The 25,982-nt window shown below is 61.6% G+C and carries 16 protein-coding genes; 12 read left to right on the top strand and 4 right to left on the bottom strand.

Annotation, left to right across the window (positions count from 1 at the left end):
- Window positions 1-25: 25 nt before the first annotated feature.
- The 10 genes from H3T92_RS03305 to H3T92_RS03260 all read left to right on the top strand — a co-directional run bounded on the left by H3T92_RS03305 (window position 26) and on the right by H3T92_RS03260 (window position 10,069).
- Complete coding sequence (locus tag H3T92_RS03305) at window positions 26-703, top strand: orotate phosphoribosyltransferase (protein WP_232341844.1); 678 nt, start codon at window positions 26-28, stop codon at window positions 701-703.
- Entirely contained in the window at window positions 700-1,404 is a 705-nt protein-coding gene (locus H3T92_RS03300) for a TrmH family RNA methyltransferase (RefSeq protein WP_144084951.1), read from the top strand. Before H3T92_RS03305 ends, H3T92_RS03300 begins: the two co-directional genes overlap by 4 nt.
- Window positions 1,401-2,327 carry an ATP-binding cassette domain-containing protein gene (locus tag H3T92_RS03295; RefSeq protein ID WP_144084952.1) on the top strand — a complete coding sequence of 309 codons (927 nt, stop codon included), beginning with the start codon at window positions 1,401-1,403 and terminating at the stop codon, window positions 2,325-2,327. The genes H3T92_RS03300 and H3T92_RS03295 overlap by 4 nt, the downstream gene beginning before the upstream one ends.
- Window positions 2,324-3,313: an ABC transporter permease subunit gene (locus tag H3T92_RS03290; protein WP_144084953.1), complete on the top strand. Its 990-nt coding sequence runs from the start codon at window positions 2,324-2,326 to the stop codon at window positions 3,311-3,313. Before H3T92_RS03295 ends, H3T92_RS03290 begins: the two co-directional genes overlap by 4 nt.
- Before the next feature lie 43 nt (window positions 3,314-3,356).
- Window positions 3,357-3,653 carry an Asp-tRNA(Asn)/Glu-tRNA(Gln) amidotransferase subunit GatC gene (gene gatC / locus H3T92_RS03285; protein ID WP_015022515.1) on the top strand — a complete coding sequence of 99 codons (297 nt, stop codon included), beginning with the start codon at window positions 3,357-3,359 and terminating at the stop codon, window positions 3,651-3,653.
- A 4-nt stretch (window positions 3,654-3,657) separates the two neighbouring features.
- Window positions 3,658-5,211 carry an Asp-tRNA(Asn)/Glu-tRNA(Gln) amidotransferase subunit GatA gene (gene gatA, locus H3T92_RS03280; protein WP_144084954.1) on the top strand — a complete coding sequence of 518 codons (1,554 nt, stop codon included), beginning with the start codon at window positions 3,658-3,660 and terminating at the stop codon, window positions 5,209-5,211.
- A gap of 24 nt (window positions 5,212-5,235) precedes the next feature.
- Window positions 5,236-6,738 (top strand): Asp-tRNA(Asn)/Glu-tRNA(Gln) amidotransferase subunit GatB, encoded by a 1,503-nt coding sequence (gatB, locus tag H3T92_RS03275; RefSeq protein ID WP_144084955.1) that lies wholly within the window; start codon window positions 5,236-5,238, stop codon window positions 6,736-6,738.
- 245 nt (window positions 6,739-6,983) lie between these two features.
- Window positions 6,984-8,030, top strand: a complete 1,047-nt coding sequence (locus H3T92_RS03270; protein ID WP_232341894.1) for a GNAT family N-acetyltransferase — start codon at window positions 6,984-6,986, stop codon at window positions 8,028-8,030.
- Complete coding sequence (locus H3T92_RS03265) at window positions 8,027-8,341, top strand: DUF2469 domain-containing protein (RefSeq protein WP_015022511.1); 315 nt, start codon at window positions 8,027-8,029, stop codon at window positions 8,339-8,341. The genes H3T92_RS03270 and H3T92_RS03265 overlap by 4 nt, the downstream gene beginning before the upstream one ends.
- A gap of 138 nt (window positions 8,342-8,479) precedes the next feature.
- Window positions 8,480-10,069: an NAD(P)/FAD-dependent oxidoreductase gene (locus H3T92_RS03260; RefSeq protein ID WP_144084956.1), complete on the top strand. Its 1,590-nt coding sequence runs from the start codon at window positions 8,480-8,482 to the stop codon at window positions 10,067-10,069.
- 61 nt (window positions 10,070-10,130) lie between these two features.
- Here H3T92_RS03260 and H3T92_RS03255 read toward each other — a convergent pair whose 3' ends face one another.
- The gene (locus H3T92_RS03255) at window positions 10,131-10,793 is read right to left on the bottom strand and encodes a TetR/AcrR family transcriptional regulator (protein ID WP_052692865.1); all 663 of its coding nucleotides are present in this window, start codon (window positions 10,791-10,793) and stop codon (window positions 10,131-10,133) included.
- A 222-nt stretch (window positions 10,794-11,015) separates the two neighbouring features.
- Here H3T92_RS03255 and rho point away from each other — a divergent pair, with 222 nt between their 5' ends.
- Complete coding sequence (rho, locus tag H3T92_RS03250) at window positions 11,016-12,881, top strand: transcription termination factor Rho (RefSeq protein ID WP_232341893.1); 1,866 nt, start codon at window positions 11,016-11,018, stop codon at window positions 12,879-12,881.
- A gap of 161 nt (window positions 12,882-13,042) precedes the next feature.
- On the opposite strand, the gene H3T92_RS03245 is transcribed toward rho, so the two are convergent.
- Window positions 13,043-16,798: an RCC1 domain-containing protein gene (locus H3T92_RS03245; RefSeq protein ID WP_186279314.1), complete on the bottom strand. Its 3,756-nt coding sequence runs from the start codon at window positions 16,796-16,798 to the stop codon at window positions 13,043-13,045.
- A 166-nt stretch (window positions 16,799-16,964) separates the two neighbouring features.
- Between H3T92_RS03245 and H3T92_RS03240 the strand changes: the two genes are divergently transcribed.
- Entirely contained in the window at window positions 16,965-17,321 is a 357-nt protein-coding gene (locus H3T92_RS03240; RefSeq protein WP_144084959.1) for a chorismate mutase, read from the top strand.
- Between the two features lie 65 nt (window positions 17,322-17,386).
- Here H3T92_RS03240 and H3T92_RS03235 read toward each other — a convergent pair whose 3' ends face one another.
- Together H3T92_RS03235 and valS are read right to left on the bottom strand one after the other, a co-directional pair.
- Window positions 17,387-22,777, bottom strand: coding sequence for an RCC1 domain-containing protein (locus tag H3T92_RS03235; protein WP_232341892.1), 5,391 nt, complete (start codon window positions 22,775-22,777; stop codon window positions 17,387-17,389).
- A gap of 422 nt (window positions 22,778-23,199) precedes the next feature.
- Complete coding sequence (valS, locus tag H3T92_RS03230) at window positions 23,200-25,941, bottom strand: valine--tRNA ligase (protein ID WP_144084961.1); 2,742 nt, start codon at window positions 25,939-25,941, stop codon at window positions 23,200-23,202.
- Window positions 25,942-25,982 lie beyond the last annotated feature (41 nt).

Raw genomic sequence — 25,982 nt, 5'->3', positions numbered from 1 at the left:
GGCCTCCGGCGCTAATCTGATAAGCATGAACGAGGCAACGAAGAGACAAGAGGGTTCATCCTTCAGGCCCACTGGGTCGCCGGATCTGATTGGGCGCGAATCCGGAACAAACCTGCCTGAGCCTGTCGACCAGCTCCGTGCGCTCCTTGCCCAGGAGATCGGCGGGCGTCCCTTCACCGAGCTCAGCGGGGTCACCTTTCACCACCGCGGGGCCGAACTGGCCGGGCATGTTCTTCTGGACACCCTGGAAGATGCAGGATATTCGGTCGACGACTTCGATGCGGTCGGGGCGCTTACCGCTGCTGCTGTGCCACTGGCTGATGCCATGCTTCATGCAGCGGCCTCGCGCGGGCAGGATTTGGACGCCTTCGTCATGGACTTCGTCTACCCCTCCATCAAAGGCCCGTCCATCAAGGGCAGGCGCGTCATCCTGCTGGATGCTTGGCTGGGCAGGAAATCCTACGTGCAGACTTCATCCCTGGTCACCTTGGGCAAGAACAACGAGCTCAATCTTGACTGCGGGATCATCCAGCGCCAGGGCGCGGAGACGCTGGCCATCGCTTCGCTGGTGGGCGGCCGGACAGGCGGCAGCATTCAGGTGGTCGATCCGGTGGACGGATCCCGGCAACGGCTGCCTTTCATCTGTGCCTACCAGGAGGATCAATTCGTCGGTGCGGCCGACGATTCCCCGGAGCGATCATGAGGGAGCCTGATCCAGTGACCCGAGCGGCCATGGCCTCAGATGAGCCGGTCTTCCGGCAGGTGGGGGTCGGCCCCTGGCAGGAAGAGCATCCTGAGCAGCCCATGCCGACTGACCCGCGCTATGACCGCGCACTGCTGGATCAAGGGGATCGCCGCAACGTCCTGGACCGATACCGCTACTGGAAGGTCGAGGCCATCCGGGATGACCTGGATCGCCGGGGTCGTCATGAGTTTGAGGTGGCTGTGGAGAACTGGACCCACGACTTCAATATCGGCTCCATGGTCCGCACAGCCAATGCCTTCGCCGCCAGCCGCGTCCATATCGTCGGACCTCACAAATGGAACCGCAAGGGCTCGCTGATGACCGAGCTCTACCAGCACGTGGTCCACGACCCCGACATAGCAACCATGGCGACCGCTCTGCGAGAAGAAACAGCCAGGCAGGGGGAGTCCATGCCCCGTATGATCGCCATCGACAACGTCCCCGGGGCCGTACCCATGGAGACCTACCGCTTTCCCAGTCGCTGCCTGCTCATGTTCGGCGCTGAGGGGCCAGGGCTGTCCGAGAAGGCCTTGGAGTTGGCGGACGATGTAGTTTACATCTCCCAGTTCGGATCGGTGCGCTCCATCAACGCCGGGGCTGCGGCTGCCGTAGCCATGCACTCCTGGATCTGTCAGCATGCGGAGGTGGCAGGTCCATGATCGTCATCGACTCGCTGACCAAGCGCTACGGCTCCCACAAGGTACTGAACCGTGTCTCCTTCACGGCCAGGGACGGTCGGGTGACTGGGCTTGTGGGGCCCAAAGGCGCTGGTAAGTCGACTGCTCTGCGCATCGCTCTGGGGCTGGTTCGCCCTGATGCAGGCAGGGCCCTGTTCGATGGCCATCCCTTCGTCCGGCTCTCATCGCCCATGCGGACGGCGGGGGCAGTATTGAATCCAAGCGAGGCCCGTTCTGCCTGCAAGGCCAGGGATCACCTGTTGGCCTTGGCCGCGGTCAATAGCATTGATCACCGTCGGGTGGATCAGGTACTGGAGATGGTTGGCCTGCAATCGGTCGCCGACAGGCCGATGGGCTCCCTTTCTCTGGGGATGAGTCAGCGGCTGGCCCTGGCTGCAGCCCTTCTGGGCGACCCCCACAATCTGGTTCTGGATTCGAAGGGAACCGAGCGGATGAGGGGCATCTGGCGCAGTCTTGCCTCACAGGGCCGGGCAGTCCTCCTAAGCTCCCGTAAGATTGACGAGGTAGCTCAAATCGCTGACGATCTGGTCATCATCGCCAAAGGACGGATCCTAGAGAGAACGACCGTGGCCCAGTTCATCGGCGAGCACTCCCGTGACTCCATTTATGCGGTGACGCCACAGCCTGACCAATTAAAGGCCGCCCTGGCCACGGCTGCCGGAATCAGCATCACCCGTCTGCCCCCGGACAAGCACTGTCCTCCCGATGCCGCCCGCTTCCGCATCCAGGGTGCGCCCCTGGCTTCCACAGCCTCGATTCTGGCCCAGGAGGGTGTGGTGCTCTACGAGTTTCAGCAGGAGGAAGTGTCCCTGGAACAGGCCTACAAGGGCGTCATTCACGGAGGAAGGGATGCGCGGCAGCGTGATCCGGAGGCACGGCCATGAGTGCCGACAACGGTCGCCGAGCCCGTCGGAGCCGGCGAGAGGTAGCCGCAGAGCCTGATTACGCAACTCCACGGCATGGTTCCGACTTCACTCGGCTGCGTCGAACCTCGGGGCTGCCCTTCCTGGATTCGCGTCGTCCATCCGGTCAGTTGACCCTTTCCGGGGCGGTCCGAGGGGAGCTGCGCAAGATGTTCTCCCTGCAATCGACTTGGGTCCTGCTGCTGATCATCACGTTGCTGCAGCCGTTGAGCACCGGCCTGATGGCTCGTGCGACCAGGGTCTTGGCTGGCCTGGACCGGCAGATCGATGACTTCCCAGCCCATCTCGTGTTTGCCTCCGGTGACGTTTTCTGGCTGGCCGTTGCTTCCGGCCTGTTTCCGGCCATGATCATGGCGGGCATTCTGGGGGTTCTGGTCCTTACACGCGAGTTTTCTGGCGACACCATTGAGAGCACGCTGATGGCCAACCCTCGTCGAGGCATGGTCCTGATGGCCAAGGGTCTTGCCTTGACATTGCTGACTTGGTTGGCGGCACAGGTGGGCCTGCTGATCAGCTGGATCCTGGCAACCCTGCTTCTGCCAGGCAAATCCGGCGCCTTGCCCGCCTACCAGCCTGGGCTTGCGCTGATTGATCTGCTGGGCGGCCCGCTCCTGCTGGTCCTCTTTGCCTTGATGGGCCTGGGTCTGGGAGCCTTGAGTCGATCCAAGGCCGGCGGGATCGGCTTGTTCTTGGGGCTGACTGTGGTCCTGCCGCTGATTCTGTACCTTCTGCGGGGTTTAATCCCTCATGCCGGCTGGCTGCAGACCCTCTTCAGGCTGACCCCCGCCAGTCTGCTGGGCACCTTCCTCTCAGGTCTGGGCTGGGCGCCAGAAGCAGGCATCGGATGGTGGCCGACCTGGTGGCAGGCGGGCCTGATTCTGACGGTCTGGACAGCCCTGTGCTGTGCTCTGGGAACCCTGGTCTTCCGGCGTGCAGACATCGTTTGACCCTGTCTTCTGCGTGTCATAGAGCACCCATATGATAAGTGGTATGCCAACTTTTACACGTGAAGAGATCAAGCACTTGGGCGATCTGGCCCGAATCGCCTTGACCGATCAGGAGGCCGACCGCCTCAAGGGCGAGCTCAATGTGATCGCCGATTCCATCACCAAGGTCCAGGAGGTGGCCGGCGATGATGTGCCGCCCACTGCCAATCCCATTCCTCTGGAAGCCTACCTGCGCCCCGATGAGGCTGAAGAGCCGCTGACCCAGGAGGCTGCCCTTTCGGGGGCCCCGGTCACCGAGTCGGGCATGTTTGTGGCCCCGCGCATTCTGGGTGAGGAGTGAGACGATGAGCGCACAGGAAGAATTGGTCAAGCATTCCGCCTCCGATATGGCCGCGCAGCTGCGATCTGGGCAGGTCTCCAGCCGTGAACTGGTTCAGGCCCATCTGGATGTGATCGAGGCCGCCGAACCCAGCATTGATGCATTCCTGCAGGTCAGCGCCGATCAGGCCCTGGAGCAGGCCGACGCCTTCGATCAGCGTCTGGCTCATGAAGGCGCCGAGGGGCTGCCGGAACTGGCCGGCGTGCCCATTGCCATCAAGGACATGATCGTCACCGAGGGCATCCCCACTACGGCCGCATCCAAGATCCTTGAGGGATGGGTGCCGCCTTACGATGCCACCGTCATCAAGAAGCTCAAGGCTGCAGGGATGCCCATTCTGGGCAAGACCAACTTGGACGAGTTCGCTCAGGGATCCTCCACTGAACACTCAGCCTTCAAAACCACACACAACCCCTGGGACACCGAGCGGGTTCCGGGCGGTTCAGGCGGCGGCTCGGCCTCGGCTGTCGGTGCCTTTGAGGCTCCGCTGGCCTTGGGCACCGACACCGGTGGATCCATTCGCCAGCCCGGATCCCTGACCGGCACCGTAGGCGTCAAACCCACCTACGGCGGCGTCTCCAGGTTCGGGGCCATCGCCATGGCTTCCTCCCTGGATCAGATCGGTCCGGTTTCCCGGTCCGTGCTGGATGCGGCCCTGTTGCAGGAGGTCATCGGCGGCTACGACCGCCGGGACTCCACATCCATTCCCAAGCCGGTTCCCCCTCTGGCCCAGGCTGCTCGTCAGGGCCAGAAGCGCGATCTGAAGGGTCTCAAGGTGGGTCTGGTCAAGGAGCTGGGCGGCGAGGGCTACCAGCCCGGCGTCGAGGCCCGCTTCAACGAGGCCGTTTCGTTGCTGGAGTCCATGGGCGCCGAGGTGGTCCAGGTCTCCTGCCCGCACTTCCCCTACGCGCTGGCCGCCTACTACATCATCATGCCCTCCGAGGTCTCCTCCAACCTGGCCCGTTACGACGGCATGCGCTACGGCCTGCGGGTCATGCCCCCCGAGGGCGTGCCCCAGACGGCTGCCAATATGATGGCTGCCACCCGTGAAGCCGGGTTCGGCGACGAAGTCAAGCGCAGGATCATCCTGGGCATCTACGCCCTGTCCGCCGGCTACTACGACGCCTGGTACGGCTCGGCTCAGAAGGTCCGCACCCTGGTCATCCGCGACTTCGAGAAGGCCTTCGAACAGGCCGACGTCCTGGTTTCTCCCACATCGCCGACCACGGCCTTCCGTTTCGGCGAGAAGATGGACGACCCGCTGGCCATGTATCTGAACGATGTGGCCACCATTCCGGCCAACCTGGCCGGCACTCCAGCCATGTCGATTCCTGCCGGGCTTAGCGACGACGGATTACCTGTCGGCTTCCAGTTCTTCGCCCCCCAGATGCGCGACGAGGTCATGTACCGGCCTGCCGCCGCTCTTGAGGCAGCCCTGGAGGAGCAGTGGGGCGGGCCCATCTCCAAGAAGCTGTCCACCCCCTGGCTGGATGGCCTGGCTCAGGATTCGACCAAGTAGGCATCGGAAGGAAACGGAATCATAATGGCTGAAAAACTGATGAAGTACGCCGATGCCGTGGCCAAGTACGACCCGGTGTTCGGCCTGGAGGTCCACGTCGAGCTCTGCACCAACACCAAGCTCTTCTGCCCGGCCCATATCGAGTTCGGCGGCGAGCCCAACACCCAGCTGACCCCGGTCTCCCTGGGTCTGCCCGGCAGCCTGCCCGTAGTCAACAAGACCGCCATCGACTATGCGGTCAAGCTCGGCCTGGCCCTGCACTGCAAGGTCAACGAGTGGAGCCAGTTCGCCCGGAAGAACTACTTCTACCCGGACATGCCCCGCGACTATCAGATCTCCCAGTATGACAAGCCCCTGAATGGCGAGGGCTACCTGGACGTGGAGCTGGACGACGGGAGCATTTTCCGTGTGCCCATCGAGCGGGCCCATGTGGAGGATGATGCCGGCAAGAACACCCACGTGGGCGGTGCCGACGGCCGCATCGAAGGCGCCGACCACTCCCTGGTGGACTACAACCGTGCCGGCGTGCCCCTGGTCGAGATCGTGACCAAGCCCATCGAGGGCGCCGGGGCACGCACCCCAGAGGTGGCCGGGGCCTACGTTCGGGCCATCCGCGACATCGTCCGGGCCCTGGGCATCTCCCACGCCCGGATGGAGCAGGGCAACATGCGCGCTGACGTCAACGTCTCCCTGCACGCCGGGCCGGACGCCCCTCTGGGAACCCGGTCGGAGACCAAGAATGTCAACACTTTCAAGGGCATCGAGAAGACGCTGACCTACGAGATCCGCCGTCAGGCCGCCCTGCTGGAGTCCGGCGGGGAGGTGCTGCAGGAGACCCGCCACTGGGATGAGTCCACGCAGACCACCGCCGGCGGCCGGGTCAAGACCGATGCCAACGATTACCGGTACTTCCCTGACCCTGACCTGGTCATGGTCCATGTGACCAAGGACCATATCGAGGAGCTCAAGGCCCAGATGCCTGAGATGCCGCGTGAGCGCCGCGCCCGTCTCAAGAAGGAGTGGGACTTCACCGACCGTCAGATGCAGGACGCAGTCAACGCCGACGCCGTGGATCTGATCGAGGACACGGTCAAGGCCGGCGCTACGGCTGCCGGAGCCCGCAAGTGGTGGCTGGGCGAGATCTCCCGCGAGGCCAACACCCGTGGGGTCAGCCTGCAGGAACTGCCCATCTCGGCTCAGGATGTCGCCGATGTGGAGCAGCTGATTGCTGACGGCAAGCTCAACGACAAGCTGGCCAAGCAGACCGTCTCCGGCGTGTTGGCAGGAGAAGGCAAGCCCGCCGAGGTTGTCAAGAAGCACGGGTACCAGGTGGTTTCGGATGACGGGGCTCTGGACGCAGCCGTCGATCAGGCCCTCAAGGACAACCCGGACATCGTGGCCAAGCTCAAGGGCGGCAATATGAAGCCCATGGGCGCTATTATCGGAGCGGTCATGCGGGCCACCAAAGGTCAGGCCGATGCCAAGGCAGTCAGCAAGATCGTCATGGAGCGCATCGCTAAGTCCTGATCAGGCCCGGTCCGCCGACCTGATTCCATCGGGTTCAGACCGGCGGACCTGCCCGGCTTCTCATGGTTTTCCCAGGGGCGAGGGATTACAATTGATTGCCATCGCAAGGTGGCGACCATGGAGGTGACGTGATGTCTATGAGCGGCAGGGACAATAACCGACCGCAAACGCAAGCTGAGAGACCTGACGATGTGGCGAGCCGACAGCTGCCCGACCGGATCGAGATCCCCTATATCCGGGGCGAGATGTTGCACCTGCGTCCGGCGGTTATCGCCGATCTGACGGCAATGGATCAGCTGGAGGCCTTCTATAATTCCACCGGCATCACCGGTAAGGGACCAAGCGCCGAACGAGCCGTCGTCAACGCTTGGGTGCGTCGGTCGGTGGCCTGGTCCAAGGGCCTGGCCGCCCGTGATTCAGGCGTGGGCGACCCCGAGTCCCGTCGCACCCTGGCCTGGGCCATGGTCACTGATGCGGACACCGACCAGGACGGCTCGCCCGATGCCGATGCCACCAAGGGAGTCATCGGCATGATCTTCCTGATCGACGTGGACGGCTGGTCGCGTTCAGCCAGGATCCAGGTGGTCCTGGGCAGGCATTTCCGAGGGCGCGGCTACTCCCGGGATGCCATGCCCAGAATCATGACCTACGGGTACGCTGCCGCTCCTACGGGTCTGGGCCTGCACCGGATCTGGGTGGCTGTGCCAGAGAAAAACACACGCTCCATCTCCGTCTATCAGTCCTTGGGATTCATGATTTCGGGCACCTCCCGTGATGCGCTCTGGGACGCCGAGAACGGCAAGTATCAGGATCAGATCGTCATGGACGCCTTGGTCGACGAGTATGATCCCATCCGTTCTTTGAATGCCTTCGGCATGCATGTCATCCGTGAAAATCCTGGCGTGGCCGAAGCCCTTGTTGCACACGGATACGCTGCGGATGAGGATGGCGGCATAAGCGGGTCCGAGGAGTCCACTCCGTCAGCTCAGGATCCGCACGTATCAGGTGACCGGACCCATCTGGCCTCGAAGGGTGACCCGCATTCAGAACAATCTGCTCAAGGCCATGCAGGACCCGATAGCAGGAATGATGGGAAGGCGGTCCCTGGTCAGAAGGACGCTGAAGATACGGGGGAGGGGTCCGGTTCCGAAGAATCCGTTGCCGAGCAGTCCGACGAGGAGCACACGGCCTCGGACTGGGCCTATGGGTCGGCTGAGGCCAAGCGATCCAAACGCGCCTGGTGGCGTACGCTTGGCCATGGCCGTGATCGCGCGAATGGAGGTAGTCGATGAGTGCTGAGGATCTCGACAACTATGAGACCAACGCCGAACTGGCCTTGTACCGCGAGTACCGGGACGTGATCAAGCTGTTCACCTACGTCGTCGAGACCGAGCGGCGGTTCTACCTGGCCAACAAGGTGGACTTCAACGTCCGCTCCGCTGGGCAGGACGTCTATTTCGACGTCCGGTTGACCGATGCCTGGGTCTGGGATGTCTACCGGTCCAGCCGGTTCGTCAAGAACGTCCGCATCGTCACCTTCAAGGATGTCAATGTGGAGGAAGTGCAGAAGACAGACATCGATATCCCCGATTCGTTGGGTTAAGCGTCGCGCAAGGGCGAGCATCATCACGTTTGTTCCACGCAATGGCGGGAATTCGTGAGGGAAGTCCTTCAGCAGCTTTTGACTGGAGACGATCCGGATACAGTGGTGATGATTTTATATGGTTTTCAGGAGGTTGGCATGGAGCGCAAGCAGTCCGTGATCGTCATCGGCGGAGGGCCCGCCGGCTTGACAGCGGCATGGGAACTGGTCAAGGACGGCGGTGACGAGCGCTATGACGTCACTGTGCTGGAAGCCACTAACGCCTTTGGCGGCATCTCACGCACGGTTCGGCACAACGGCAACCGCATGGATATCGGCGGCCACCGGTTCTTCTCCAAGGATGACCGGATCATGGACTGGTGGAAGGAGGTCCTGCCCCTGCAGGGCGCGCCCTCCTATGACGATAAAAAACTGGGCCGCCACCACGATCTGGAGCCCGGCGGCCCCGACCCGGAGAAGACGGACCGGGTCATGCTCAAGCGTCATCGCGTCTCCAGGATTTACTGGAACCACCACTTCTTCGACTATCCCATCTCCTTGACACTCAACACACTCAAGGCCATGGGCTTCAAGCTGACCATGCAGGCCGGGTTCAGCTATCTGAAGTCCGTCGTCCACAAGCTTCCTGAGGACAACTTGGAGAACTTCTATATCAACCGCTTCGGTCGCAAGCTCTACTCCATGTTCTTCGAGGGCTACACCGAAAAGCTCTGGGGCCGCCATCCCCGCGAGATCAGCGCCGACTGGGGCGCCCAGCGGGTCAAGGGGCTCAGCATCATGGGCGTGCTCAAGAACGCTGTCCAGAAGCTGCTGCCCAAGAAGCGCGATGCCCATCAGGTCGAGACCAGCCTGATCGAGGAGTTCTGGTACCCCAAGCTGGGCCCGGGCCAGCTCTGGGAGACCGTGGAGCGTCGCAATGTGGAGCACGGGGTCCATGTGATCACCGATGCCCGTGTGATCGGACTGACCCAGCATGATGGCCGCATGACCGGTGTGATCTACCGCAACGCTGATGGCAAGGAGGTGACCCTGCAGGCTGATCAGATCATCTCCTCCATGCCCATCAAGGACCTGGTGGAGGCCATTGCCCACGAGGAGCCCTCCACCGACAAGGAAATGGTCAGGGTGGCTCAGGGCCTGCCCTACCGTGACTTCGTGACTGTTGGCCTGCTGGTCCGCCACCTGCGCATCCGCAACACCACCTCCATCAAGACCCTGGGCGACCCGCCCATCGTTCCCGACTGCTGGATCTATGTGCAGGATCCCGGCTACAAGATGGGCCGCATCCAGATCTTCAACAACTGGAGCCCCTACATGGTCAAGAATGTGGACGGCACTGTCTGGATCGGCCTGGAGTACTTCTGCAAGGAGGGCGACGACTTCTGGAGCATGAGCGATCAGGAGACCACTGATTTCGCCATCAAGGAGCTGACCCGGATGGGCATCATCAACGGCCCTACCGACGTGCTGGATTCGCACCGGGAGCGGGTGGTCAAGGCCTACCCGGCATACTTCGATACTTACGCGCAAATGCCGGAGCTGGTCAAATGGCTGGATTCCTTCGGCAACCTCTACTGCGTGGGCCGCAACGGGCAGCATCACTACAACAACCAGGATCACTCCATGGCCACATCCATGGAAGCTGTGGCCAACATCAAATCGGGGCGTACTGACAAGACCAACGTCTGGAATGTCAACACTGAGAAGTCCTACCACGAGGAGAAGTAAGCAAACCTCAGTCTTCGTTTTCCTCCAAGCCTTCGACTGCAGGGTCGGGGGCTTGGTCATTTTATGACAGGGCGATGGCTGGGGGCTTCAGTGGCAGGCCCAGCAGCTGCGAGAAGAAGGCTACGCTCTCGCGGACACGTTGGCGGACCACCTCTCTGATCTGCGGGTGTCCGGCGGGTCCTCTGCCGTTGCTGACGATGGACGAGAGTCCGTCGGCCATCAGCCAGGCCACAGTGCGGGTGCTGGCTATTTGGATCAGCTGGGTCTGCGGCAGGTCGCCCCGATCCAGCCAGCGGTCCAGGGCCTTGGTCAAAGGGTCGATGATCTGCCTGACGAAGCCCTCCATCACATTGCTGTTGGTGCTCAGGTAGTTGTACCAGTTGGCCTTGTCCGCGAAGATGACGTCCATCTTCCAGATGGCTCTTATCAGATGCGGGCAGATGTCGTCCAGCGCCTCTTGAACGCTCAGGTCAGCATCCTGCAGAATGTCAACCACATGGTCCACATAAGAGGCCAGATAGGTGCGCACGCAGGCGTCTATCAGGTCGTCCTTGGATGTGAAATAGTAATAGAAAACGCTCATGCCCACGCCCTTGCCGTGGTTCATGGCGTGGATTACGTCGCGCAGGGAGGTGTTTGCAGCACCTTTCCGGTCGAAGACCCGCATGGCGGTGGTTACGAATTCGCTCCGCCGTTGCTCACGCAGAGATGATCGGTCATTCATATGCCTAGTCTAGAGGCTTATCCATGAATTGTTGGACACGCAGGCTGTTCCTTGCACCGGTCGGGCACTCGTTGTAGGCTTATGGAAGTTCGATAAGCCGAGTCGGCATCGAATTTTCATGAGCGGTACCCCCGCACTATTCTCAAGCTATTTGCCTAGCCTAATTAGGCATAGCGAAGGAAAGGCATTACAACAGTGGCAACAAGCCAAGATATTCATTCCATGAAGCTGCCCGAACTCAAGGAATTGGCCAGGCAGTTGGGGTTGCGCGGTATTTCCGGCATGCGCAAGCCTGTCCTGATCGAGACGATCGAGGCGGCACGCTCGGGTGGCAAGGCCCCTGAGGGAGTAACCGTGGGCAAGCCTAAGGCCGCGGCCGCCGTGGCCAAGGGGGGCCAGGCCGACGAACAGCAGCAGCCGACAAAGCAGGAGGCGAAGTCCTCTGCGGAGGGCGGACAGGAATCCACGGAGGCCAAGGAATCCAAGGATGATCGTCCTGTCGGTGACCTCTTCGATGTTTTGGGCATTGACGATCATAAGAGCGGCCATACCGAGCACAGGAACCGCTTCCCTCATACTGTGGCCGACGAGGAGAACGTGGTCATATCCCGGCGCCGTCACCGCAGCACGGATTCGTCCCGGGGCTCCCGCACCAACCGTGGCCGGAGCGAGCGTGAGCATGGTGAGGAGCGCGAAGGCTCTGGCTCCGGTTCAGTGCGTAATTTGGACGATATTCTGGCAGCACTTCCCTCACGGAACGACCGCCCTCGTCGGCGCAGCTATGAGGATCGTGGCGAGGATGGGCGCGACTACCGCCACAACGGCTATGATCGCCGAAACCGGGGCGATCGCAATGACCGCAACGATCGCAACGACCGCCGCAACCGCAACAACCATCGCAGCAGCGGCCGGGATCGTGACTATGAGCCCAGGGAGAACTTCAAGCCCGAGGATCTGGTCCCCGTGGCCGGCATTGTGGATGTGCTGGACTCCTACGCCTTCGTGCGCACCTCCGGCTACCTGCCTGGCCCCAACGACGTTTACATCTCCATGGGTCAGGTCAAGAAGTACGGCCTGCGCAAGGGCGATGCCGTGCACGGTTCCATCCGTCCTCCTCGCGAGGGTGAGCATCGCAATCAGCGCCAGAAGTTCGTTCCCCTGCAGGCTATCGACACCATCAACGGCATGAGCGTGGAGGATGCAGCAGGGCGCCCTCACTTTAACAAGCTGACCCCCCTCTACCCGCAGGAGCGCATGCGGATGGAGACCCAGCCCAAGAACATCACCGGTCGTCTGATCGACATCGTCGCCCCCATCGGCAAGGGCCAGCGCGGTCTGATCGTTTCGCCGCCCAAGGCCGGCAAGACCCTGACCCTGCAGTCCATCGCCAACTCCATCACCGCCAACAACCCTGAGGTGCATCTGATGGTGGTCCTGGTGGATGAGCGGCCCGAGGAGGTCACCGACATGGAGCGCACGGTTCAGGGCGAGGTCATCTCCTCCACCTTCGACCGTCCGGCCAGCGATCACACCACTGTGGCCGAGCTGGCCATCGAACGGGCCAAGCGTCTGGTGGAGCTGGGGCAGGATGTGGTGGTCCTGCTGGACTCCATGACCCGCCTGGCCCGCGCCTACAACATCTCGGCTCCCGCCTCCGGCCGCATCCTCTCCGGCGGTGTGGACGCTCAGGCCCTCTATCCGCCCAAGCGCTTCTTCGGCGCCGCCCGCAACATCGAGAACGGCGGCTCCCTGACCATCATCTCCTCGGCCTTGGTGGAAACCGGGTCCAAGATGGACGAGGTCATCTTCGAGGAGTTCAAGGGCACCGGCAACATGGAGCTGAGGCTGACCAGGGACCTGGCCGATAAACGCATGTTCCCAGCTATTGACATCAACGCTTCCGGCACCAGGCGCGAGGAGCTGATCACCGCGCCCGAGGAGCTGGCTGTGGTCTACCGGCTGCGTCGCCTCCTGGGCGGCATGGAGACCGAGCAGGCCTATCAGACCCTGGTACCCAGGCTGAAGAAGACGGCCACCAACCGGGACTTCCTGTCGGCTATCAACCAGTCCATGCTGGCTCAGAAGTGACTCGGGCCTGACGCCTGACATGTTTATTGGGCCCTATCCGCGATTCAGTTCGTGGATAGGGCCCAATGCATAAGCAGTGGCGAAACAAGACAGCTGTTTAGGGCGATGATCTATTCGAAGCCTGTCAGCCCAGGTTTTTCATAGTGTCGTCCCTGCCCCTGTCATGCTGCCATTTTGTTCTCCCGCCGATGGAATCTGGCAGCCATGGCGGCTCCCATGCCCAGCAGGCCAGCTATGATCAGCAGAATCACGCCAGTGCTGCCGGTCAGGGGCAGGACGGCCAACTGGTCGTAGGTGTAGGGCAGTGTCTGATCCTGCTGGTCCACGCCTACCAGGCTCCAATGAATGACAGTATCCACCTGCCCGGGCCTGTAGCGTGGGGTGACTGCCACCCAGGCGCCATTCTGGTACTGCGGGGTTCCCTCTGCAGACAGTCCGGCGAAGGTGACCGTTTTGACCAGGCTTCTGATCACGACAGCCTGTGGCGTCTTGCTGTTCAGGTCCGGTCCGGACTGATCGTCACCCAGCTGGCCGGCATCGTCGGCACCCCATCCGTAGGCCAGGCCGTCGGAGCCTAGGGCCAGTGAGCTCGGGTCGCCCGTGCTGACGGCTGTGAAGCTGAAATCCTCAGACACGTTCCTGGGTTTGGCCAAGAATGCGGGATCTGTGCCTTCTGCGGCATTGCTCCAGGTCAGGATCCGCCCGTCGGAGCCCAGGGCGGAGGATGCTCCGGTGCCAGCACTGATCTGTGTAATGGCAAACCCCGTCGGCAGTCCGTCGGGAAGGGTCAATAGGGCAGGGGTTTTCTTGTTCTCGCCCTTGACCTGTCCCCAGGTCCAGATGTGCCCTTGGGAATCCAGGGCCAGAGCTTGGTGGTCTCCAGCGCTGATGGCACTCATCTCGCCCGTCAGTCCTTGAACGGCAGACGGTGTGGGGTTGGCGCCGTCAGAGCTCACTGGCAGGGAGGGGTCGCCCAGCTGGCCGGAATCATTGGTGCCCCAGGCGTAGACCTGTCCATCCACGGTCATGGCCAGCGAATACCGGCTTCCGGCACTGATTGCCGTTGTGGTTGTCGGGATTCCGGTCACCATGGCAGGGCTGGTTCGCCCGTCTGGCGAGACGGTATCGCCGCCGGCATTATCCAGGCCCAGCTGCCCGTATTGGTTGGCACCCCAGGACCAGACTCGTCCCTGGGAATCCAGAGCCAAGGCATGTCCACCACCGGCGCTGATGGACCGGATCTTGTCAGGCAGACCAGGTACCAGATGGGGCCGGCCCTGGGCATTTAGGGTGGAGTCGCCCAGCTGGCCAATGTCGTTGTTGCCCCAAGCGTAGGCCTTTCCATCGGAACCTAGAGCAAGGCCATAATCCCGGCCCGCGCTGACCTGGGTGAAGACGAAGTTGGCTTCCGCTTTCTCGGGCATGTCCACTCGGACCGGCATGGTGCTGGCGCTGCCCTTGGCGATGTTCGCGTTGCCCAGCTGGCTGCTGTTGTTCTTGCCCCAGGCGTAGGCCTTCCCGTCGGACCCTAAGGCCAGGGACCAGTGGGAACCGGCACTGACCTGGCTGAAGCGAATGCCCCGCAGGGCTGGCGGCGTCAGGGTGACCTTCGTTCCGCCCATCTCGGTTCCATGGCTCGGGGTCATGCTCCAGTTCTGATTCTCAGGGCTCCAGTGGGCCTTGAGCGTCATGGAGCTGGTGACTGGCTTGGAGAAGTCGTAGGCGGTCTTGCCTAGGAACCAGCCGTCGAAGCGGTAGCCGGCCTTGGTCGGATCAGCGCTGGGGCGGACTGCCCGCTCTCCCGCTTCCAGACTCTGGCTGGGTGGTGCCGGTGAATCGCTCTCTGACTGGAAGGTTACGGTCACCCCGCGCGCCAGGTAGCGGAAGGGCAGGTGGACCTGGGTCTGTTCTTGATCGTTCAAGGTCCATGTCAGGGCCACATCCACCAGCCCTGGGGCGTGCGGCGGGGTGCTAGCCGTCCAGGTCCCGTTCTTTTGCGCCTGCATTCCGGTGGTGATATCCGTAGTGTCGAATTTGATTCCGGTCAGTTTCGCCGGCCAGGGGAAGGCGACCGCAGAGGGCCGGTTATGGGCGCCATCGCCGCTGGTACCCTGACCCAGCTGACCCTCGTCGTCACGTCCCCAGCTATAGGTCTGGCCGTCGTCGCCGATAGCCAGGTTAAAATCTTCGCCAGCGCTGATGCTGATCCAGTGCCGACCGGCAAGCTTTGGATCTTCCAAGCGTTCCGGAGTGGTCTGGGGGCTGTCTGCTGCAGAGGTCTTGCCGTCGCCCATTTGTCCGTAGCTGTTGTCGCCCCAGGCCCAGATATTGCCATCTGAATCCAGAGCTATGGCGTGATTGGAACCGTAATGGTGGCCACCAGCGATGGCGGTAATTCTGGTCCCTTGGGGGAAGCTGACCTGAACGGGGTCTTTGAACACCTCGGTCTTGCTGGCGCTTGACCCGTTGCCGATCTGGCCGTTTTCGTTCATTCCCCAGGTCCAGACTTTTCCCTGGTCATCCAGGGCCAGGGTGTTCTCAAAGCCGTCTGCGATGGCCACCACATGGACCTTGTCAAGGCCGTGGATCTTGATCGGCGTATAGTTTCCTACGACCGCGCCGGCGGATGGATCCAACTGGTGGTAAAGGTTGCTTCCCCATGACCATACCGTGCCAGCGTCGTCCAGAGCTGTTGAGTAGTTCATTCCTGCCTGCACAGCTATGATTTTGTGGTTCTTATCGAATCCCTGGATGAGGCTGGGCGTGGAGTCGCATATGCCGTCGCACTTATGGCGGCCGGTTTCTCCTTCACTGCAGGTTCCCCAGCCATAGACGTTGCCATCCGATCCTATGGCCAGGGTGTGATTGTGACTACCGGTGACGGCCTTGTAGGTGAATCCGGCCGGCACTCCTTCAGGCAGCATCACCTTGACCAGGTGTTCCGAATAGTTATGCATGCCGCTGTCAGCCACATTCGGGTTGCCCAAGGTCTTCAGATAGTTGTACCCCCAGGACCAGAGGGTGCCATGGTTGTCCAGGGCCATGCTGAAGAACCGGCCAGCGTTGACACTGACAAACCGAAAATCCTTGTCATTGCGGGCTTCTTCGGGCCGGGGCACCCTTATGGGCGTCGACCTGTTGACAATAGTGCCATCACCTAGCTGACCAGCACGGTTAAAGCCCCAGGCGTAGACGTTGCCATCCGATCCCAAAGCCAGCGAGAACCGGGTGCCTGCACTAACCTGGCTGAAACGGACACCGGAGGGTGGAGGCGGGGTAAGGGTCACTCCGGTGCCTCCTGATTCTGGTCCCTCTTGCGGTTGCATGGTCCAGGTCTGGTCGGCGCGGGCCCACTTGGCTTTCAGGGTTAGGTTCGCATGCACAGGTGCGGAGAAGTCATAGGCTACCTTGCCTGCGAACCATCCTTCGAGAACGAATCCTCGGCGGGTGGGTTCAGGACTGGGGCGCGCAACCTGGGCGCCATCAGCCACAGTCGAGGTGGTCGGAGTTGCAGACTGCATGTTGTAGTCGAAAGTGACTGTGTGGCTGGTGGCATTCGATGGGGAAGAGGCGGTTGAGGTCGGTTCCGAGGAACCTGCTGTGCCGGGCGAAGGCGAGGACGGAGAGGTGGGCGATGTGCTGGCGGCAGGCGCTGATTGTCCTGTTGCCGCTGCACCAGAGCCACTGGACAGGGTGGGCATGCCCGACGGCGATGATGAGGGACCGGGGGAAACCGAAGGAATCTGTCCGGGAGTATTGGTTCCAGTGCCAATTGCTCCAGTTCCCTGAGTCGCGACTGCGGTCTCATTGGACTCCGGCGCTGCTTGACCGAATTGCAGACCAAGCATGCTGCAGACAACCAAGACGCAGCAGAGGCTGATGAGCAGTGTGACGCGACGACTACGTACCATCTTCATGTGAAGGCATCCTCCCCCATGCGTCCGGCACTTGTATAGGCAGGTGTAGACGAACGAGACTCTCTCCCCAAGAGTTAATAATCCCATCCACTACAATAACACCAGTGTCACAGTGGTGGCAGGGCTTGTCGTAGTCGCCTAAGGCGCTTGATTAGACTGGTATTTTATGAGCGATGCGAAGATGGAAACAGTAATCGATGACCAGGTGCAGAGCGGGGGTCCACAGGCCCAGGCCGCCCGACAGGTGGAGGAATTGCGTGCCGATGTGGACACCATCGATGCCGCCGTTGTCGCCATGCTGGCCGAACGGTTCAGGGTGACCCACCGCATCGGGCTGCTCAAGGCTCAGGCAGGATTCGCCTCGGCGGATATGCGCCGGGAGAGCGCACAAATAGCTGCCTTGCGAGACAAGGCTGATGATTACGGGCTGGACCCGGATCTGGCTGAGGCCTATCTGCATCTGGTGGCCGATGCCGCCAAGCGCGACCACGAACGGCTGGCCGATCAGGCCAACTCACACTGAGGAAATCCATCGTATGGTCATGGCCGACGGCTCGGATCAATTCCTATGCCGTCGGCCACAAAGTATCAGCGAGTGCTGGCTAGAGTCTGGCGGGCCATTTCCAAGTAATGCTGTCTTGCTGCCAGGACAGTCACCGTTATGAAAAGTCCGACAAGCAGCACGATGAGCAGACCCTGGCTACCGGTCAGGGGCAGAATATCCCTGTAGGTAAAGGGCAGATTCTCGGTTTGAGGGTTGCCTTGGCCCACATTCCAGGTGATGTTGACTGTTGTCCGGCCCGCCTTGAAGGCTGGGGTATAGAAGGTCCAGGTATTCCATGATCCCCATGCGTCGGCTGTGCCGCTCCGGGTCAGTTCAAGAACTGCGGCAGTATCCGGATCCGTGCCGACTGTGACCGAGCTGATGGTCAATTGCGGCGGGCAGACCAAGGTGGCTGCCTTGACGGAAGTGTTGTCCAAATTGGTTCCTAGCTGTCTGCTGCTGTTGTCGCCCCAGCCATAGGCCATGTCGTTGGAGTCGATGACCAGGACTTGGCGCTCGCCTGCACTGATCTGTGTGGTGCTGCCGTCTTTGCTCACCAGAACGGGGGATGCGCTGATGGATCCCGTGATGGAGACATTGCCCAGGGCGTTTTGACCGTTGTTTCCCCAGGTGTATATCCTCCCTTTGTTGTCGATTCCTGCGCAGAACCATCCTCCGGCGCTGATCTCGGTGGGTTCGAATCCATCGCTGCCTCCGTCGGGATCGGCCACCAGGGTTGGTATTGCGGCATCATTGGTGTCTCCGGTGCCCAGTCGCCCGTCGGTATTCGCACCCCAGGCGTAGGCTTTGCCGTCTCTGCCAATGGCCAGGGAGTGCGAGCCTCCCGCGCTGACCTGGGTGGCGAAGAATCCTATTGATCCGTCCTCGTACTGCACGGGTGACGATACCGACACAGGAGTGGCCTGTGAGGCTTTGGCATTGTTGCCCAGTCTGCCGCTGGCGCCGTATCCCCATGCGTAGGTTTGCCCGCTTATACCGATGATCAGAGAGTGCTGATATCCAGCGCTGACCTGTCTGGCCTGGAATCCAGGACTGGTGGCGCTTGCGTTGACGGCTACAGGAGCAGGGGCGTTCCCGGTCGTGTTCCCGTCGCCCACCTGTCCGCCGTTGCTCCTGTCCCCCCAGGCATAGGCCTGATGATCCTTACCGACGGCCAGGGAATGATAGCCGCCTGCGCTTACCTGGGTGTAGGCGAAGTCAGTACCTGCACCGGAGGGCTTCTTCACTTGGACGGGTATCGTATCGGTGCCGCCTGCGGTGCCCTTGCCGAGCTGTCCCCTGCTGTTGTCTCCCCAGGCGTAGGCGTTGCCGTCACTGCCGAGGGCCAACGAGAACCCATATCCTGCGCTGACTTGGATGTAGGAGAAGTTGTCCTTGTCGCCAATTCCCTCGGGCTTCTTCACTTGGACGGGCGTCTTGCTGCCGTCCTTGCTGCCGTTGCCGAGTTGGCCCGTGCTGTTGTTTCCCCAGGCGTAGGCATTCCCGTCGCTGCCGACGGCCAGGGTATGGTTTTTGCCTGTACTGACCTGGGCGAAGCGGATGCCACGCTGCGAGGGCGGAGTGATGGTGACCTGGTATCCGCCAGTGGACGGACTGACGGTTGGGTCGACGGTCATTGGAGCCGAAGGCGTCCAGTGCGCGACCAGGGTCAACGGGTCCGTGACCGGCTTGCCGAAATCGTAGGCCACATTGGAGCTGCCGTCAGCCGCTTTGACGAACCAACCGTCGAACAGGAAGCCTGTCTTGGTCAGGGTCTGTCGCGGTACCAATTCGCCTTCCATGATGTCCTTGCTTGTCCATGCAGCTCCAGTACCTCCCTGGGGGTCAAGCGTTATGCGCTTCTCGGTCGGATCGAAGGTGTAGTCGAACTGCTGTGTCTGCTTTGAGTCTCCGGAGTCGTCGGCGATAGTCCATGTGATGGTGAAACTGGATGGGCCGTATGGGTACGCGGGCGTGACGAAGGTCCAATCCCGGTTTTCATCCCAGGTGTCTTTGCCTGTCTGGGTCAGATTCGTGGCTGGCTCGGTGCTGCTGGCCATGGTGCCGAAGACGACCTTGGCCAGGGTGATCTGCGGCGGCTGTGTGGCGCCGGGTCTTAATGCCGATACGCTTTGTCCCAGCTGGTTGTAGTAGTTGTATCCCCAGGTGTAGAGCAATCCGTCAGACCCGATGGCCGTCTGGTGATGGCCGGAGGTGGCTACCGCGCAGGCCTTCACCGATTGGGCCAGAGTGATGGCTTTCGGATTGGTCTGCCATGCATCACTATTGCCGTTGCCTAGCTGGCCGTAACCCTGATTGCCCCAGGTGTAGATTCTTCCGTTGGTGTCTATGGCTTCGGATCCATCGTCGCCTGCACTGATGGCGGTGATGTTGACAGTCTCGTCTCCGAAGCTGATCTTAGTGGATCCTTTCGTGCTGACATTGGTATCGGTAGTGGAGCCGATGGCGGTGCCGGAACCCCATCCATAGAGGTCATGATCCGTATCCAGCGCCAGCACGTGCTGGTAGCCCGCGCTGATGGCGATATAGAACCGGGCATCAGGCTGTCCGGTGTCCAGGTCTTGGACGCGTGTCGGCGTCGGATTGTCACCAAGGGCGCCGTTGCCGAGCTGTCCCTTGCTGTTCTCGCCCCAGGCCCAGGCGTGGCCTTGACTGTCCAGGGCCGTGCCTGTGGTGAACCCTGCGCTGATGGCGGTGATGTTGGACAGCGCCGTGACCTTGGTGGGGGAGGGATGGCTGCCACCGTCTGAGCTGCCGTTGCCGAGCTGTCCCTTGCCGTTGTTGCCCCAGGTGTAGACTGTACCGTCCGAGGCCAGGGCCATGGCGTATGCCCGTCCCGCGCTGATGGCGGTGATTTTGGCATTGCCGGTCTGTGCCTTTACTGGTTCTGTGGAATAGTTTCCGGTAGTGCCGTTGCCGAGCTGTCCCTTGCCATTGCTGCCCCAGGTATAGACGGTGCCGTCCGAGGCCAAGGCCATGGAATAAGCGTCGCCGGCGCTGACGGCTATGAAGATCTTTCCCCTTATGGCATCATTTTCGGTGATCCGCACCGGCGTTGTTGCCGTGCCTGAGTCTTTGCTGTTTCCCAGTCCGCCGCTGGCCTGATTCCCCCAGGCGTAGACGTGACCGTCAGAACCCACAGCCAGGGTGTGGTAGCGCCCGCTGCTGGCCTGGGCAAATCTCACTGCTCTGGGCTTGGGGGGAGTCAGGGTGATTTTGGAGCCCCCGGTGTCGTCGCCATGGAGGGCATCCGAGGTTTTCCATTTCATGTCTGACGAAGACCAATGCGCTTTCAGATTCAGTGGTTCGGTGACCGGGCTGCTGAAGTCGTAGGCCACATTGGAGCTGCCGTCGGCTTCCTTGATGAACCAGCCGTCGAACAGGAAGCCTGCCTTGGTGACGGTGGGAGGTGAGGCCTGCTTGCCTGCGATGACGGACTGGTCTGAGACAGATGAACCCCCGTCCGAATCAAAGGTGACCTTCTTAGCAGTGGGCGTGAAGGTATAGTTGGCGATGCTCTGCCCCTGCTGTGCTGCGCCGCCAAGGGACCATTGACCATCGTTGATCCTGATCTCGGTGGTTCCGTAGGTGTGGTGGGGGGTCGCGATCGTCCATGGGGTATTGGCGCTCCAGGTGTCGTCGCCTGCGGAGGTTCGGCTGATTGGGCTGTTGCTGTCGGTCTTGGCTACATCCGTCCTGCCGAAGGTTACCTTGGCCAGATCTATCTGGGGTGGGCTGATCGCTGCAGGCTTGGGCTGCGAGCCGCTTTGAGGTCCCTTGCTGCCCTGTCCCAGCTTGCCGCTTTTCGCTTCTCCCCAGCTGTAGGGGAGCCCATCCGAGCCGATGGCCAGACTGTGCCGGCAGACATCGAACTCGCTGACCGTGACACCTGTCAGGCTCACCTTGGTCATAGTTGATTTGGGGCTTGTGGTGCCGTCGCCCAGCTGGCCGCTGGAATTGCTGCCGAACATGTACAGGCTGCCCGCAGAATCGACCACCGCAGAGGAGTAGTCCCCGGCGCTCACTGAAACAGGCGTCGCCGCTCCTGAGGGCAGACTTACCAGGCTGGGATAGAAGGAGTGGACGCTGTCGGCATTGGCGTCATTGCCCTTGGTCAGGGGATAACCCCAGTAGTACACCTTGCCTGTATTGCTCAGTGCAAGGACGTGCAGGTACCCTGCATCGATGTCGGTGTAGACTGTGCTGTCTGGGTTGCCGGTCGAGTCGCCGTAAATGCGCGATGGAGTGTAGACATTGGAACCACTGCTGGTGCCGTCCATGGTGCCGATGCTGAGCTGGCCGCCCTGGTTGCGTCCCCAGGCGTAGGCATGTCCTTGGCTGTCCAGCGCCGTTTGAAAATCGTATCCGGCGCTGATGGTGGTGAAGGTGACGCCGGATGAAGAGACCGCTGCTGGTGAAGCGTTGACGTTGACACCCGTGTGCCCGTTGCCGAGCTGGCCGTATTCGTTGTCTCCCCATGTGTAGATCGTCCCGCTCGAGGACAGGGCCATGGCATGCCAGTATCCGGCGCTGATGGCGGTGATGGTGGCGTTGAGATTCGCCTTTACCGGTACTGAAGAATTCGTGGTGGATCCGTTGCCGAGTTCGCCGCGACTGTTGTCGCCCCAGGTGTAGACGGTGCCGTCCGAGGCTAGGGCCATGGAGAATGTGGTTCCCGCGCTGACGGATACGAAGGTCTTTCCCTTGATAGCGTCATTTTCGGTGATCCGAACCGGCGTGTTTCTGTTGATTGTGGTGTCGTCGCCGAGCTCACCCCTGCTGTTGTCTCCCCAGGCGTAGACGTGGCCGTCCGAGCCTACGGCCAGGGTGTGATCGTGTCCGGCGCTGACCTGTGCAAATCTCACTCCTCTGGGCTTGGGGGGAGTCAGGGTGATTGCCGAACCCCCGGTGTCGCCACCGCTGACGTCGGCTGTCGTCCACTGGGCGTCGTTGACCGACGACCAACGGGCCGTCAGCGACTGCGTGCTGGTGACCGGCTTGCCGAAGTCATAGGCCACATCGGAGCCTTTGAGGAACCATCCATCAAACAGGTAGCCAGATTTGTTGACGGCAGGTGGGGATGCCAGATGACCTGAGGTCACTGTCTGGCTCAGGGCCGGTGAGCCGGACGCCAGCGAGCCCCCGTCAGGCTCGAAAGTGAGGGTATATGAGGATGAATCCCTGGTCTGGGGTGACTTGTCTCTCGGTGAGCTGTCCCTGAACGGTCTGTCCGCCCTTTTGCTGTTGAATGGTTGGACGGCCTTGAATGGTGAAGGATTGTTACTGGCCAACGGTGACGGTGAGGCGGTCGGGGCAGCGGCTCGAGCCTGTGCCTCACTGCCTGCCCGGAGCAATGGACTTGCGCTGCTGTCAGGATTGGGCGAGGGCGATTCTGTGGCAGATGCAGGTGTCATGTCGCCGGTGGTTGCGTATGCGCCTGTTGATGCTCCGATCAGCGCCAGCCCAATCATGGCTGTCAACGTCACCAGTCTGCGGATGCCATGAGCATTCCCCATTCGACTCTTCCTCCCCAAGCGTGCCGATTCCCCAGGTCGTGGCCCCAAAATCTGCGTCGACGCACACTAAAATAAAGTCCCTCTATAACTTTTACTGTAGCATTGCAATCTTTGTGCGGTTTAGAGTGTTGTGGTCAGGGTGTTGCAGGGCAAATTCACTGCAAGAGGCATGCTGTTGATTATGGAAGCTGTACTTTTTGCATGAACGACGATGGTTTGACTGGCATTGCAGATTGTCATTGTCACCAGTGACACGGATAAGAAAACCGAGGCGGTGCCTATGGCCGAACCGCCTCGGTTGTATTGGGGAATTGTGGAGCCTACTTGCGAGGCTTCTTGGCCGGGGGCTCGCCCAGCTGGCTGGCTGTCACTCGGATGCCCGCTTCATCCTCGCCGGCTCCCTCGGTCTCGGGCTGGGTGGTCTCCTCGACCAGATTCAGATCTCCGGTGACCCTGCCCGCTTCGGCTATGTCGTCCAGGGCGGCCTTGACGGCTTTCAGACCCTCCGGCGCCACGCTCAAGGAGGCGGAGAGGATGGGGGTCTTCATGGAGACCTTGGCCTCGGACTTGATCCGCCGCAGTGAAGCCAAGGCCGTGCCTGCCCAGGCCAGAAGAGCGGGATCCTGTCCCTGGGCAGCTGCCCGGTAGGATTCTGGACGTGGCCAGGAGGCCCGGTGAACCGATCCGTCTCCCTGGTGCATCCACTGCCATGCTTCTTCGGTGGCGAAGGGCAGGAAGGGGGCCAGGAGACGGTCGAGAGCGTCAAGAACCAGTCCCAGGGTTGTGCGGGCGCTGAGCACCTGGGCTTCGCCAGGGGTCCTGCCGGTGGCATCCGCAGTTCCGTAGGCCCGGTTCTTGGCCAGTTCGATGTAGTTGTCGCAGAAGTCCCAGAAGAAGGATTCAGTCACCTCCAGGGCCTTGGAGTGCTCGTAGGATTCCAGGGCCTTGGTGGCCTGGTCGATCACTTGGGCAAGGCCGGCCAGGACTGCCCGGTCCAGCGGGACTGTGACGTCAGCGGGGTTCCAGGTCGCCTCCGCTGCCTGGGTGACCTTATGGTTCTCATCCTCCCGCCCGATGGCCAGGGCGAACTTGACAGCGTTGAGGAGCTTAACAGCCAGGCGACGGCCGATTTTCATCTGCCCCTCATCGTAGGTGGCATCCAGGCCCAACCGGGCGCAGGATGCCCAGTAGCGCACAGCATCGGCGCCATACTTCTTGATGGGTTCGTCCGGCACCACCACATTGCCCTTGGACTTGCTCATCTTCTTGTGGTCCGGATCCAGGATCCAGCCCGACAGAGTGGTGTCGCTCCAGGGCAGGCAACCGTTCTCCAGATGAGCGCGGTCCATGGAGCTGAAGAGCCAGGTACGAATGATGTCCTGTCCCTGGGGACGCAGGTCCATGGGGAAGGTGGCCTTGAAGAGGGCCTGATCCTGCTCGCCTGGTTCGGCCCAGTGGGTTACGATCTGGGGGGTCAGGGAGCTGGTGGCCCAGGTGTCCATGATGTCCTTCTCGGCCGTGAAGCCGCCGGGCTGGTCGCGCTGGGATTCCTCGAAGCCCTCGGGCACATCGCTGCTGGGGTCGATGGGAAGCCTGTCCTCGGCCGGGGTGATGGGATGGGCGTAGTCGGTCTCGCCGTTCTCCTTGACCGGGTACCAAAGTGGGAAGGGGACTCCGAAGAAGCGCTGCCGGGAGATCAGCCAGTCGCCGTTCAGGCCCTCGACCCAGTTGTTGTAGCGCACCCGCATGAAGTCCGGGTGGAAGTGGAGCTCCTTGCCGCGCTCCAGCAGCTCCTGGTTCAGTTTCTGGTCGGTGCCGCCGTTGCGCAGGTACCACTGGCGGGAGGTGACGATCTCCAGGGGCTTGTCGCCCTTCTCATAGAAGTTGGTCATGCGCTTGGTGGGCTTGGGCTCGCCGTCCAGGTCGCCGGATTCGCGCAGGGCGTCCACGATGATCTTGCGGGCTGAGAAGGTGGTCTTGCCCTCGGTCTGCTCGAAGATGCGCCGTCCGCCCTCATCGGTGATCCAATCCGGCACGTCCATGACGATTCGTCCGTTGCGCTGGATGATGGATCTGGTGGGCAGGTTAAGATCCCGCCACCACTGCACGTCGGTCACGTCGCCGAAGGTGCAGCACATGGCGATGCCGGCGCCCTTGTCCATCTCGGCGGCGGGATGGGCCAGGATGGGGACTTCTACCTTGAACAGGGGGGAGTAGACCTTCTGACCGAAGTACTTCTGGTAGCGCTTGTCGTCCGGGTGGGCGATCAGGGCGCCGCAGGCCGCCAACAGCTCAGGCCTGGTGGTCTCGATGTATATCGGCGTGCCGTCCGCAAACCGGAAGGCCACCCGGTGGTAGAAGCCGTCGTACTCGCGCGACTCCAGCTCGGCCTGGGCCACGGCGGTCTGGAAGGTCACGTCCCAGAGCCCGGGGGCCTCCTTCTGGTAGGCCTCGCCCCGGGCCAGATTCCGCAGGAAAGCCTTCTGCGCCACCCGGCGGGGATGCTCGCCGATGGTGTGATAGGTCTGCGACCAGTCCACTGACAGGCCCAGCGACCGCCAGAGCTGCTCGAAGAGCTTCTCGTCCTCGGCGGTCAGTTCCTCGCACAGTTCGATGAAGTTCTGGCGGGAGACGGGCACCTGATCCTTGGCGCTGATCTTCTTGCCCTTGGTTCCGTGGAAGGGGGGCTTGAAGTTCGGATCGTACTTGAGCGAGGTGTCCACGCGAACCCCGTAGTAGTTCTGGACCCGCCGCTCGGTAGGCAGGCCGTTGTCGTCCCAGCCCATGGGGTAGAAGACGTCGTAGCCCTGCATCCGCTTGAACCGGGCGATCACGTCGGTGTGGGTGTATGAGAAGACGTGCCCCACATGCAAATGCCCCGAGACGGTGGGCGGCGGGGTGTCGATGGAGTAGACGCCGGAGCGCTCGCGGGTGTTGCGGAAGCGGTAGACGCCGGACTCATCCCAGTCGCGGCACCACTTTTCCTCCAGGCCATCCACGCCCACCCTGTCAGGCAGGGGGGTCAGATGGGCATTGACGATTCCTTGGTGTTCAGCAGACATACCAGCATTTTATGGACGAATGATGACAAGGGGCCCCCGTC

The organism is Bifidobacterium sp. W8112 (genome assembly GCF_016101425.1).
Classification (GTDB): Bacteria; Actinomycetota; Actinomycetes; order Actinomycetales; family Bifidobacteriaceae; genus Bombiscardovia; species Bombiscardovia apousia.
The sequence above is the reverse complement of the archived record's forward strand: the minus strand, read 5'-3'. Positions and strand labels throughout refer to the sequence as shown.